The following is a 13,187-nucleotide window of genomic DNA, read 5'->3' on the forward strand; positions in this document are numbered from 1 at the left end:
AAGCCCGCTCAGGCTTCCTTGAGGACATCGGCGATCTTGCGCATCTGCTCGCCGATCATATCGCACTGTTCCGGCGTCGACTGGCTCATCGCCTTCTCGATCAGCGTCATGTGAACCTTCAGCGCCTTCATCAGCAGCGCTTCGCCCGCCTCGGTGAGGTTCAGCCGCAACACGCGCTTGTCCTTTTCGTCGCCTTCGCGCCGCAGCAGGCCGCGCCCCTCGAGTTGCGGCAACAGCATCGTGATGTTGGAGCGGCCCACCAGCAGCTTGCGGGCAAGGTCGTGCTGCGACATGCCGGGGTGGCGGTAGAGGTTCATCAGCACGTCGAGCTGCGCCGGCTTGAGGTCGAGCGGCGCCAGCTTCACGGCAAGCGTGCGCTCCAGCACATGGCAGGCACGCGCCACCGCAACCCAGTTGCGAAAACGCGGGTTGTCCCAGGGCAGGTCTTGCTTAATGTTCATGTTTGAACTATTATGTTCATGCTTGAACGAATGGATGGACTGCCAATATGGCATCATTTGGAATGAAGGTCATCCGGGGCGTTTTCGGCGCAGCCGAGCATGTTGCGCCGCGTCTTGGCGGTCGCGCCGCGTTCGAATTGTTTTGCCGGACCCCCAGCGTCAAGGCATTGAGCGACGGCGAACGCCGGGCTGTCGAACGCGCAACAGCCTTCATGGCCGAGGCACGCCATCACCGGCTGAAGACCAGGACGGATTGCGTCGCGGTGCATGAGTTTCGACCGGAGCAGGGCAGGGTGTCGCGCGGCACGGTGCTCGTCATCCATGGCTGGCGCTCGCGCACCGAATATATGCGCGCGTTGATCGAAGGGTTCTGCGGCGCCGGCTACAAGGTAGTCTCGCTCGACCTGCCCGGGCATGGCCATTCGCTCGGCCGCCATCTCAACATGGTGAATGCGGTTGAAGCAGTGCGTGTTACAGGCGAATGGTTCGGCCCCTTCGCCGCCGTGGTCGGCCACTCGTTCGGCGGAGCGGTTGCCGCCAATGCCGTCGCGGCATCGGTCAAGGGCATGCCGCCGCTCAAGGTGCAAAAACTGGTGCTGATTGCCGCGCCGAGCTCGCTGCCGGCAATCTTCGACGATTTCAGCCGCAGGCTGAACGTCGGGCCGCGCTCCCGCGTCGCCATGGCGGACAGGGTGAAGCACCTTTCGGGCCGGCCGCTCAGCGAATTCACCGGCGATCGTCAGCTGGCCGAGGCACCGGTACCGACGCTGATCGTCCACGCGCCAGACGATCGCGAAGTCCATGCCGACCATGCCAGACGTTACGCGGGAGCCGGAGAGCATGTGCACCTGCACTGGGCCGATGGGCTCGGCCACCGGCGAATCCTCGCCGACAGGGATGTCGTTTCGCGCGCCGTGGGATTCGTGACTGGCCAGCGCGAAGCGACCCTGCAATGATCGGCCTATCAGTCCGCCTTCTTTTTATGCCCCGGCTCTATGGGCAGGCCGGCCGCCTTCCAGGCGGTGTAGCCGCCGAGGATGTGCTTGACCGGTGCCAGGCCCATATCCTGCGCCGTCTTGGTGGCTAAAGCCGAACGCCAGCCGCCGGCGCAGAAGAAGACGAAGGTCTTGCCGCTTGCGAAGAACGGCTTGTGGTAGGGGCTTTCGGGATCGATCCAGAATTCCAGCATGCCGCGCGTCACATGCTTGGCGCCGGGGATCTTGCCGTCGCGCTCGACCTCGCGCGGGTCACGCAGGTCGACGAAGATAGTGTCGTCATCCTCCAGCAGCCCTGCTGCCTCCTCCGGCGACACGACCTCGATCTCGGCATTCGCTTCATCGAGAAGCTGGCGATACCCTTTCTTCACGGCAAATCCTCCCGGCCACGTTTGCTGCGACCGCCGGAATTTCGACCACAAAGCCTTGCGTTTGTCACGGGGTGAGGTGAGCGCCAGCCATCGCCAACGCCTGATTGTGTGTGAGCCAGGACCGACCGATGCTCCTGGACTCACGATGATGTGAAACTGTTCTGCAACACGGCTTTGGAAATTTATGGAAGCTTAACGAAATCGGTATGAATCGGTATAGTCACGTCATACATCCGCCATGCGGAGGGCGGGACCGTCCAGCGGCGCGGAACGGGAACCGGCCACAACCGGTGCGGGTGAAGCATGAAAATCCTCGGGACCAAAAAAGTCGTCATGCCGATCGTGATCGCGGCGACGCTTGCCTTCGTGCAGCAGCCGGCGAGCGCGCAAGGGCTGTTCGACATGTTGTTCGGCGGCGGCATCCGGCACAACCCGCAAGGCGAATTTCCACCGCCGCCAAAGCCGCGCAAAATACGGCCAGGCGCGCTGGACGGCGAGGGTGGCGGCGTCAGGATCAGCAGCCCGACCTACAACACCTACAGGGCCGACAAGCTCGTTCGCGTCGATTTCAAGTCGCTGTTGCCTGCATCGCCGGCCGCGACGGCGCAAGATGTCGGCTTCGTGCCCTCGGTGACGAGCACCGCGTTTCGCGATGCTGTAGCCGGCCTGAGCGACTACGAGCTGTTCGCCGAGCCCGGCATCGCCAAGGCGCTGATCGCCTATTACTCGGCCAATCCGGATTTCATCTGGGTGAGCGACAACGCCCCCAACGGCAGGGCGCAGGATGCGGTGCGCGTGCTGGGCGAGGCGGCAAGCTACGGTCTGACGCCAGCCGATTATTCCGTCGACATTCCGGCCGCCGCGACTTCCGCCACGCCGGAAGAGCGGACCAGGGAACTGGTCCGCTTCGAGATGGCGCTGTCGGCGCGCGTGCTGCGCTACGCCCATGATGCCCAGAGCGGCCGTGTCGATCCCAACCGGATGACCGGTTACTATGATTTCCCGGCCAAGCCGTTCGATCTGGAAGGCGCACTGAAGACGCTGGCGCATACCCAGGAGGTCCGCACTTATCTCGAATCACGGCATCCGCAGAACGCCGAGTACCAGGCGCTGCGCGTCGAACTGGAAGCGCTCGAGGCCAGCCAGGAAAACGAGATCGTCGTCGATCCCAAGCTGTTGCTCAAGCCCGGCGAGAGCAGCGCGGAACTGCCGAAGTTGCTGACGCTGATCGCCCGCAATCTCGATGACGACATGGGCGGCAATTACGGCGAGGTTCTTGCAAGGCTTGGCAAGAGCGAAGTCTACGAACCCGAGCTGGTGCCGGTGATCAAGGCGGTGCAGCAGCGGCAAGGCATGAAGGGCGATGGCGTCATCGGGCCGCGGACGGTGGCTTCGCTGGCCGGTGCTTCGAAGGCCGACAGGATCGAGAAGGTCAAGGTGGCGCTCGAGGAGCTACGCTGGATGCCGTCCGATCTCGGCAGTCCGCGGGTCTTCATCAACCAGCCCGCCTTCACCGCCAGCTATATCGACAATGGCCAGGAGAAGCTGAAGACCCGCGTGGTCATCGGCCGGGTCACCAATCAGACCGCCTTCTTCTACGACCAGATCAAGCAGGTCGACTTCCATCCCTATTGGGGCGTGCCGCAATCGATCATCGTCAACGAGATGCTGCCGAGACTGCGGAGCGATCCAGGCTATCTCGACCGCGCCGGCTACGAGGTGACGGATTCGCGCGGCAGGCAGATCCCGTCGTCAGAGGTGGACTGGGGCGCCTATGGCTCCAAGATCCCATTCAGCGTGCGTCAGCAGCCAAGCGAGGCCAACGCGCTGGGCGAATTGAAAATACTCTTCCCCAACAAGCACGCCATCTACATGCATGACACGCCGCAGAAGTCGTTCTTCGCGCGCGACATGCGCGCTCTCAGCCATGGCTGCATCCGGCTGCAAGATCCGCGCGGCATGGCCGCCGCAGTGCTTGGAACTTCTGTCGACGATATCGCCGAGAAGCTGAAGCACGGCCATTCGACAGAGAATGTCACCCGCGTCATTCCGGTCTATGTCGCCTATTTCACCGCCTGGCCTGATATGTCCGGCAAGGTCGAGTATTTCGACGACGTCTATGACCGCGATTCCAAGCTGATGCAGGCGCTGGACGCGACCGAAGCGGTGCGCACGCCTTCAAGCTGAGCGCTGTTCACTTAGGCAATCCGGACGGAAGGCTACGGCGATACCGCCCGGCCTGACCGCTTCACCACTTTTTTATGGAATTGCTTCGATGAGCGGCCGGCGGAAGCCGGCGTCGCGCCCGGCAATCAGCCAGTAGATCGGGCCGGCCACGAGGCCGGCGCCCGCGATGATGCCCATGTCGGCCCAGCGTTCCGGAGCATCGGCGTCAGGCCATATCAACATGAAACCGGCAGCCGCGGCGGCGGCGCCGAAGGCCATGTGCAGCCAGAAGCTGCGCAGCGAGAAGAACTCCGCGATCAAGGCGAAGACCAGCGTCTGCATCCCCGTCAGGACGATCGTCAAGAAGTAGACGAACATGCCGAGCGGCGGCACCACCAGCACGGCGACGGAGGTGAATTCCATAAGTCCGAGGTAGCCCGGCGCATTGGGCAGCGAGCTCAATATCGCGTAGATCACCACCACCGCGATCAACCCGGCAAGCAACGCGACCAGATAGCCGACGAGCACCATCAGGATGCGCTTCAGGACGTAGCCGATCATTGCCATGCACCCCCGTGCCCGCAGTCAGTGGGGCAGTCAGCCACCAAAGTTGTGACGATGCAATGGCGGCCCGACGCGCCAGGCTCCATGGCGCAGCGCCGAGGTCCTCAGGCGCCACCGCACAGATGCTGCGAGTCCGGCAGAGCCCATGCGCCTTTGGCGGCGAGGTCGACGGCGTAGTAAACCCTGCCGCGCAGATCGCCTTTCGGACAGTCGCGTGGGATCGCGATCAGGCATATGACGAGAGGATCGCCGACCTTGGAACTCGCCAGTCCCTGCTCGCGGTCATAGGACACCGCCGTGCCGCCATTGGTGAACGTCGCTGCGCTGCCGGCATCCGGGCTTGCGGTTTCCAGTGGGTCGTCGCCCAGCCTTGTCGTCAGCGTCTTGATGTGGGTGAAGCCGCAATTTCCGATCGAGGCGGGCAGGGGCTGGTCGGTCGGCTTCGGCGTCTTTGCCGCGAAGTCTTGCGCCTTCTTGCCGATCAGCGCGATGTTGTAGTCCTGTACCCAAGACGGCGCGCTGCCGTATGTCTGCAAGGCATTGTTCTGGACGCTGACGATGCAGGCGGCATCCGTCTTGCAGGCATTCCGGTCAGCGACCAACTCCCTGGCGATCTTGCGCTTGTCGCCGCCGAAGGCAGGTTCAAAACCGCCATAGGCCTTGGCGACCAAAGCGTCGATGGCTGACATTTGCGGGTCGGCGCAGATCGTCTTTTCGGCGGGCAACCGCGCCTTTCGGCAATCGAAAGACGGGCCGTCCGCCCGCGCCAGGCCGGACATCCCTACAGTCGACGCAGTCACAATCAGGGCGCTCGCGCAGGTATGAAGCCGCATGTTCTTCTCAAGCCGCTTGTTTCGACGATCGAGCCTATGCCCAATGCTAGCTCCGCGGAATGGCAGAAACGGTCGCGGCCTATTTGGGCTCGCCGGTCACCGGATCGTAGGTGATTTGAACCTTGGCCTTGTCGGTGGTGTAGTAGGTGATGGTGTAGCCGTCGCTATCCCAACCAACTTCCTTCACATAGCGGAAGTCGGTGCGGTGCTCGACCTTGGCGATGATCTCCGAGAGTTTCTTGGCATTTTGCGGCGGCAGTGGCTTGTCGTCCGCCGCAAGGGCCGATCCGCCGGCAAGGAAGGCCGCGAAACCGGTTGCTAAAACAATAGTGCGCATAGGAGCCCTCAAATCGCGTATGTGGCCAGGTTTCGTACGGGCCTGGGTGCCGTCAGAAACCAGCACGCGGCCAGGTTGGTTCCGTAGCGTGGAAATAACGCATTGTGAAGCGTCTGGCTCCATGTGACCGATCTTCGGCTGACAGCAGTCAAACTCGGCATTGTGTGACGACAAATAATCGTTCGATTTCAATGCGTGACGGCACGATGCGGATGTAACTTCCGATATAACGAATGACTAACCATGCGCCGGACAGGGCGTTCGCCATATTAGCTGTTCTTGGTAGAGCTTTCGGCAAGACCCTGATAGAATTCTGGTCATAACAGGGTGGCAACGGCGCGCGGGACCTGCCGGGGATGTCCGTCGGCAGATGGCGACGCGTTTCTTTTGAGCGCAGGTCGCCCGTTTCGGACTGCAAGCGGGGACTGGGGGCTCGACCATGGCTGAACGGAATTACACCCGTCAGCTTGCGACAATCATCTCAATCGACGCCGTAGGGTTCTCGAGGCTGATGGGCATCGACGACGAGTTGGCCGTCGCCGCCTTCGAGGAGAGGCGGGACATCATCGCCGGCAGTTGCGGCGCCTTTGGCGGCCGCACATTTGGCGATGCCGGCGACAGCATCATGGCCGAATTCGGCAATCCGATCGAGGCATTGCGGGCCGCCTTCGACTTCCAGGCGCGGATCGCAGCGCTGAATGCCTCGGTTGCCGAGGACATGCGCATGCCGTTTCGCGCGGGGATCAACACCGGCGACGTCATCGTCCGGGAGGGTCGTCTCTACGGCGACGACGTGAACATCGCAGCCCGGCTCCAGGAGTTCGCGCCCCACGACGGCGTCGCCATCTCGGCCACGACCTGGCACCATGTGAAGGACAAGACAGCGGCAGTCTTTACCGATCTCGGCGAGTTCAGCCTGAAGAACATCGCCCTGCCGGTGCGGGTATTGATCGCCGGCCGCGGCGGCAACGGCCCTGGGGCGGCGGCCTCCTTCGCTTCCATCCCCGCCGCGCCCGGCCACTACAGGCCGATCGCCAAAGGCCCGCCTGCAATCGCCGTGCTGCCGTTCCAGGGCAACGGAAGCGAACCCGATGTCGGCTACATGGCCGACGGCATCGCCGAGGACATCATATACGGCCTTTCCAACACGCGATGGCTTTCGGTCATCGCCAAGGGATCCAGCTTCCAGTTTCGCGACGACAGCTTGGGCACAAGGCTCATCGGCAATGCGCTTGGCGCGCGCTACATAGTCAGCGGCACGTTGGCGCGCCACGACAGGCACATCCGTCTCAACACGTCGCTCACAGACACCTCGAACGGGCGACTGGTCTGGTCGCAACGCTTCGACCGCGACCTTGTAGATATCTTCAGCCTGCGCGACCAGATCGGCAGCGAGATCGTTTCCATCCTCGACAAGGAGGTCGATCGCGCCGAGCAGGCGCGCACCTTCCAGGTGCCGTGGGAGAGCCTCGAAACCTGGCAATTGGTGAGGCGCGGCCGCTGGCATATGAACAGGCGTACCCGCCGCGACACCGACATCGCGCTCGAATTCTTCGACAGAGCCTATCGGGACGACCCGAACTCGAGCGCCGTGCTCAACGAGCTCGCCTGGTGGTATTTCTGGCGCGCATGGCTGCGTTTCGGCGACAGCGACGATCTGGAGAAGGTCGAGACGCTTGCGCGCAAGGCGCTGCTGATGGACAGCCTCGACGCGCGCCCGCATGCCTATCTCGGCGCGGCCGACATCATGCGCGGCCTGCCGGCATTGGCGGCAGAGCACCTTGCCGAGGCGATCCACATTAATCCGAGCTTCGCCTTCGCCCGCTCGGCCATGGGCAGCGCGCACCTGTTGCTAGGCGATGCAACCGGCGCGATCCCGTTCTTCCTCGACACAGAGCGGTTGAGCCCCTTCGACCTCTATCGCTTCCACAATCTGGGCGAACTCGCCGCCGCTTATTGCTTCGTCGAGGACTGGCCGGCCGCGATCGCCACCGCCGAACGCTCGCTCAACCTGTCGCCAAGTTACTTCTATGCCAGGTTCCTGAAGATAGGCGCCCTGATGAGAAGCGGCAGGCATGACGAGGCAGAGCGCGAGCTTGCGATTTTCATGACCCGGCATCCGGATTTTTCTGAGCAGAGGATACGCTGGATACCGTTCGTTGACCCGGCCAAGAACAATTTCCTGATCGCCAATTTCGATCAGGCCAAGTCAGTCGCATGATTGCCCGGCCGACAACAGATGACTGTGAACGAATTCACATACGCAGGACCGATGCAAACCTAGGCCAGACGATGCCGGCATCGCGTTGACGTGGACAGCCGGGGGGCTTGAACGCGCATGATCACACTGAAGTACTTCGCCGCTGTCCGGGCCGCCCAGAAGAGCCAGCGTCCCGTCGCCGAGATGCCGCCGTTCGACATCTATCGGCTGCGTTCCAAGGGCGGCATTGCCTCGCGCATCGCCGGCCTTCTTCTCGGCGATCCGCGCTGGGTGCTGGCGCTGCTGCGCCGCTTCTGGCCGAATCTCGGCTTCGGCAATTTCCTGCTCGTCACCAAGGGCGCGGATGTGCGCGACATATTGGAGCGCGGCGACGAGTTCGAGACGCCTTACGGGCCGGAAATGGCCGAGCTGGCCAGGGGCTCGAATTTCATTCTCGGCATGCAGGACGGCGCCGCGTACCGGCAGATGAAATCGGCCGTGCTGAGCGCGTTCCCACCGGCGGAGGTCGAAGCCGCCGTAAGGCCGATCGCCGAACGCCATTCGCGCGACATCATGACCCGCGCCAGCCCCGGCTTCGATGCCGTTGCAGGCTTGATGAAGGTTGTGCCGGTGCGCATTTGCCGTGACTATTTCGGCCTTCAGATCGACGATGAGACCGAATTCGCCGATTGGTCGATCGCGCTCAGCGCGTTGTTCTTCTCCGACCCGACGGCAAACCCCGCCACACGTCAGCTTGCGGTGGTCGGCGGCGATCGCTTAATCAAGGTTATCGACCGCTCGATCGCCGCGGTCAGGGAAAGGACAGGCAAGGATGACAGGCCGCTGGCCCGCTTGGTCGCGCTGATGGACCAAGGGCGGCTGTCGTTGCCCGACATTCATTCCATTATGCTCGGCATGGTCGCCGGCTTCGTGCCGACCAATGTGCTCGCCGGCAGCAATTGCCTGGATGTGATCCTGTCGCGAACCGACGCTCGGCACGCCGTGGATGAAGCTCTCGGCGCCGGCGATACCGACAAGCTCGACCGGGCGATCATGGAAGCCATGCGCTTCAAGCCGATCTGGATCGGGCCGTGGCGTTACACCAGGCGTGATGCGGTTATCGGCAGGGGCACCCGTCGCGAGCGCGTGGTCAAAGCCGGAACGGTCGTTATGCCGGCGACGCTTTCGGCGATGTTCGATCCGGAGATCGTGCAGCGGCCGAACGAGTTCGATACGTCGCGCCCGCATCGAGACTACATGGTGTTCGGTTACGGCATCCATTTGTGCATCGGCGCTGAAATCGCCCGCATCCAGATCGGTGAATGCATCCGCGCCCTGTTCAGCAAGCCGAAGCTGGCCCGCGCGCGGGGCAGGGCCGGCAAGATGGTCAATGTCGGAGCCTATCCGGCAAGCCTCAAGGTCGATTTCGAGCGCTCGCCGCTTTGCCGCACCGCTGAGCAGTCGATGGTGACCGTGGTCTGCCCGATCACCCGACCGATGCCGCTTGATGCGGTGCGGGACAAGGTCGCTGATCTCGGCAATCCGGCGATCGGCGAGATCAGCGCCGCGCTCGACAAGGTCGGCACCATTCATTTCACCAGCCTGGCCGTCGCTCCGACGGGCACGGATGAAAAATCGGGGGTCGAGACCGGCGCGCTGGTGTTGGAAATCTCCGGCGACGGCAGCACCAGCGATGTCATTGCCGCCATAGCGCACGCGATCGGTCACCGACTACGGCCGATCTTCAGGGATGTCTGCGGCCTCCCGGATGGGGGTTCGCTGGAAGACTTCCTGAAGAGGAAGCACATCGAGATATCGCCGTCTTTCGGCAGCGCCGCCGGGCTGGTTTTCTCCGGCACGCCGGGACATTCCGTGCGCCGGATCCTGGCCGAGGCCAAGCTTGCCGACAGCGTGCGTGAGATCGTGGAAAAGCCGCGCGCGGGCGCCGGCAATGCGATGGATGTGCTTGCCGAGGCGCGCCGCCATGTCCGGTGCCTCGGGCAATTCGGCTGGGCGTTCGAGCCCGCCGAAAGCCTGCTGGAAAGACCGCCCGGCCACTGGTCGCGCGCCCTGACGACGACGCTGCTGACGCCGGCGATGTTCGCCACCGTCGCGATCGTCGTTCTGGCCTTCTGGCGCATGACTTATGTGCTCGTGTTCGGAAACCCGCATGGGGTTACCTTCACCAACATCGCGATTGCGGGAACCTCGCTTCTGCTTTCAGTTCTCGGTCTGCTGGCCATTCTCGCCCTGTTCGTCGGGCTTTGCTTCCTGGCGTTGCGGCGGCTCGAGGACAAGGACCAGCCGGCGAGCACCCCTGTCGAGATAGGCGCGCTCGAAAAGATCCTCGCCCATGAGGACCGCACCGCTCAGAACAATCTGACGGCGATCTCGACAATGAAGGCGGGCATCTTGCGGCGGCTGGCGCTAAGGCTCTCGTTCTACCTGATCTCGATATCTGCGCAGAAGGTGTTCAGGCCAGGCTTCCTCGCCACCATCAACACCATTCATTTCGCCCGCTGGGTCCTGTTGCCCGGCACCAACAGGCTGATGTTCTTCTCCAATTACGGAGGCAGTTGGGAAAGCTATCTTGAGGACTTCATCGCCAAGGCCTCGGCTGGCTTGACCGGTGTGTGGAGCAACACCGACGGATATCCGCGCACGCGCTGGCTGTTCCTGGACGGCGCGCGCGACGGCGATCGCTTCAAGCGCTGGGCGCGGCGCCAGCAGGTCCCGACGCTGTTCTGGTACAGCGCCTATCCGCACCTCAACACCACGCGTATCCGCATCAATTCCAGGATCAGGCGCGGCATCGCCTCGGCTGCCGGCAACGAGGCGCGCGACTGGCTGAGCCTTTTCGGTTCCCTGCCGCGTCCGCAAGCGCGGCCGGCGGATGCGAGGAGCCTGCCGGAGCCTGCGTCCTCGCCCCTCGAGGAACTGGAATCCGGCGAAATCCAGTCCATCTTCTTTGGGCCGTTCGGCGCGCTCGGCGACGCGCATATGCTTGCGATCCAGGTGCCGGACGGTCTGCCGGCGGCGAAGCGCAGGGCGTGGCTCGACTTCGTCATCGGCAAAACCAGCTTCGGCGACGGGGCACCCTCGCGGCGCGCCATGACCGTGGCGTTCGGCCCCAACGGACTCCGCCGGCTGGGGCTCGAAGGCGGCGTCGACGACGAACCATTGGACACGTTCCCGGTCGCCTTCCGGGAAGGCATGGGCACGCCCGAGCGCAGCCGCATCCTCAACGACACCGGCCCTGACGCGCCCGACAAATGGCAGTGGGGGTCATCCGCCAAGCCCGTCGATGTCGTCATCGTCTGCTATGCCGAGACGCCAGCATCACTGAAGGCCGAGATCACGGCCATGAAGCGACAGACGGCAGGCGCCGGGATGTCGGTGACCGCCGAGCTGCCGCTGAAGGTGAAGCGCGAGGGCAAGCGGGCGGTCGAGCATTTCGGCTTCGTCGACGGCATCTCGCAACCGATCGTTCGGGGTACGGCGCGTGCCGCCAAGGGCGCTGCGCCCATGCATCTGCTCGCGCCGGGTGAATTCCTGTTCGGTTACCGCGATGAGCATGGCTTCTACCCGTCGTCGCCGTCGGTCGAGGCAGCACTGGACCGCGACGGCATCCTGTCGCAGGTGCGGCGCAACCGCCAGATACCCGGACAGCCGCCTCCGCCGCGCGATTTCGGTCGCAACGGCACGTTCCTCGTCATGCGCCAGTTCGAGCAGCATGTCGAATTGTTCGACGATTATTGCAGACGGGCCGCGACACAGGCTGCCGGCGAGACCGGCGACGCGGCCATCACGCCGCACTGGGTGGCGGCAAAGATGCTCGGCCGCTGGCAGGACGGCAGCTCGCTGGTGCGCAATCCGACCGGCCGGCCGGGCCGCGGCATCGACAATGATTTCGCGCTCGGCGCCGAGGATCCGCAGGGTCACGCCTGTCCGCTCGGCTCCCACATACGCCGTTCCAACCCGCGCGATTCGCTCGGCGAGGACCGCGAGACGCAGATCAGGATCGGCAAGCGCCATCGCATCCTGCGCGTCGGCCGCACCTACGAGAAAAAGGAGAAGGGCGGAAAGACAGAGAAGGGACTGCTCTTCATGTGTCTCAACGCCGATATCGAGCGCCAATACGAGTTCATCCAGCAGACCTGGGTCTCGTCGAATTCGTTCCAGGGGCTTGTCGGGGAGACGGATCCGACGATCGGGGCAAGGGGCGGCGGCGGCCGGTTCTCAATTCCGTCCTGGGAAAAGGTCACCGTGCTCAAGGACGTGCCGCAGTTCGTCACCACGAAAGGCGGCGGCTATTTCTTCATGCCGAGCCGCTCGGCGCTGCGCTACCTGATCTCGCGGCTCTGATCAGGGGCGCTGAAGCTGTTTGCTGCTTGGGCAAACCCGACGGACGGCGGTGCGAGGTCGCCGAGGAGGCTGCGACGAAGTCGCAGAGCTGCTCAGTCGTCGTCTTGCGATTCGGCGATCTGGTTCAGCGCGGCGGCGTTGGTGATGCGCAGCCCGCCGCGCCTGATGGCGATCATCTGCCGATTGCGCCAGTCGTTGAGCGTCTTGTTGACGGATTCGCGCGTCGCGCCGAGGAATTCGCCGAGCTCGGATTGCGAAATCGGAATCCATCCGGCGGAGTCTGCCATGACGCCGCTCAGGAAAACCAGCCGCTTCGCCAGCCGGGCCTCGATGCCGAAAAAGGCCTGGTCGCCCAACTCGCCGCTGACCCAGCGCAGCCGCGTGCACAGCAATTCGATCATCGCTCGTGCAAGAGACGGGTTTTTCTCAATGCGGTCAAAGAGTTGTGTCCGGCTCAACGAAACCAACTCGCATGCCGTGAGACAGCTGGCGGTGGCCGTGCGCGGGCGTCCGTCCAGTGCCCCGATCTCGCCGACAAGGCTGCGCGACAGCTCGATATTGGCCACCAGCTTCTGCCCGCCCGGCGAATAGATCGAAATCTCGACCGTGCCGCTCATCACACCATAGATGCGGTCGGACGCATCCTCCTGGACGAACAAGTGCTGGCCAGCGGCGTAGCGCTCCAGCTTGCAACCGCCGAACAACAGGTCGAACTGGCGCGGATCGATGCGCGCCAGGCGCGGCAGGTTGCTGTCGTCCGCCCCATTTGTAGCCATGATACGATTCCGCCTCTGGTTAGACGGAAATTGTAGGACAAGTGCGTGCTCGATCAAAGCGTCGTCTCCTTCTACGGGGGCTCTCCGAAATCGGCGGGTGGCTGACAGAAGTTTCAATG

General features: G+C 63.5%; 10 protein-coding genes. 4 read left to right on the forward strand and 6 right to left on the reverse strand.

Annotated features, from left to right (window positions below; all coding sequences use genetic code 11):
• Nucleotides 1–8: 8 nt before the first annotated feature.
• On the reverse strand, nt 9–461 hold the full coding sequence (locus P9272_RS25505; protein WP_128260161.1) for a MarR family transcriptional regulator: 453 nt from the start codon (nt 459–461) through the stop codon (nt 9–11).
• A 47-nt stretch (nt 462–508) separates the two neighbouring features.
• On the opposite strand from P9272_RS25505, the gene P9272_RS25510 reads away from it, so the two are divergent.
• Nucleotides 509–1,417 carry an alpha/beta hydrolase gene (locus P9272_RS25510; protein WP_278162687.1) on the forward strand — a complete coding sequence of 303 codons (909 nt, stop codon included), beginning with the start codon at nt 509–511 and terminating at the stop codon, nt 1,415–1,417.
• 8 nt (nt 1,418–1,425) lie between these two features.
• On the opposite strand, the gene P9272_RS25515 is transcribed toward P9272_RS25510, so the two are convergent.
• Nucleotides 1,426–1,827 (reverse strand): rhodanese-like domain-containing protein, encoded by a 402-nt coding sequence (locus P9272_RS25515; protein ID WP_128260159.1) that lies wholly within the window; start codon nt 1,825–1,827, stop codon nt 1,426–1,428.
• A 303-nt stretch (nt 1,828–2,130) separates the two neighbouring features.
• Between P9272_RS25515 and P9272_RS25520 the strand changes: the two genes are divergently transcribed.
• On the forward strand, nt 2,131–4,014 hold the full coding sequence (locus P9272_RS25520; protein WP_278162688.1) for a murein L,D-transpeptidase: 1,884 nt from the start codon (nt 2,131–2,133) through the stop codon (nt 4,012–4,014).
• Between the two features lie 72 nt (nt 4,015–4,086).
• Here the strand turns inward: P9272_RS25520 and P9272_RS25525 are convergent, their stop codons facing one another.
• The 3 genes from P9272_RS25525 to P9272_RS25535 form a co-directional block, all read right to left on the reverse strand.
• Entirely contained in the window at nt 4,087–4,560 is a 474-nt protein-coding gene (locus tag P9272_RS25525; protein ID WP_128260157.1) for a hypothetical protein, read from the reverse strand.
• Between the two features lie 101 nt (nt 4,561–4,661).
• Nucleotides 4,662–5,246, reverse strand: a complete 585-nt coding sequence (locus P9272_RS25530) for a hypothetical protein (RefSeq protein ID WP_278162689.1) — start codon at nt 5,244–5,246, stop codon at nt 4,662–4,664.
• A 223-nt stretch (nt 5,247–5,469) separates the two neighbouring features.
• Entirely contained in the window at nt 5,470–5,727 is a 258-nt protein-coding gene (locus tag P9272_RS25535; protein ID WP_128260156.1) for a PepSY domain-containing protein, read from the reverse strand.
• A gap of 439 nt (nt 5,728–6,166) precedes the next feature.
• On the opposite strand from P9272_RS25535, the gene P9272_RS25540 reads away from it, so the two are divergent.
• Both P9272_RS25540 and P9272_RS25545 read left to right on the forward strand, forming a co-directional pair.
• Complete coding sequence (locus P9272_RS25540) at nt 6,167–7,948, forward strand: adenylate/guanylate cyclase domain-containing protein (protein WP_278162690.1); 1,782 nt, start codon at nt 6,167–6,169, stop codon at nt 7,946–7,948.
• Nucleotides 7,949–8,065: 117 nt separating this feature from the next.
• The gene (locus P9272_RS25545) at nt 8,066–12,292 is read left to right on the forward strand and encodes a cytochrome P450 (RefSeq protein ID WP_278162691.1); all 4,227 of its coding nucleotides are present in this window, start codon (nt 8,066–8,068) and stop codon (nt 12,290–12,292) included.
• 92 nt (nt 12,293–12,384) lie between these two features.
• Here P9272_RS25545 and P9272_RS25550 read toward each other — a convergent pair whose 3' ends face one another.
• The gene (locus tag P9272_RS25550; RefSeq protein ID WP_128260180.1) at nt 12,385–13,068 is read right to left on the reverse strand and encodes a Crp/Fnr family transcriptional regulator; all 684 of its coding nucleotides are present in this window, start codon (nt 13,066–13,068) and stop codon (nt 12,385–12,387) included.
• Nucleotides 13,069–13,187: the final 119 nt, after the last annotated feature.

The sequence above is a fragment of the Mesorhizobium sp. WSM4976 genome (assembly GCF_029625685.1).
In the GTDB taxonomy this organism is placed as follows: Bacteria; Pseudomonadota; Alphaproteobacteria; order Rhizobiales; family Rhizobiaceae; genus Mesorhizobium.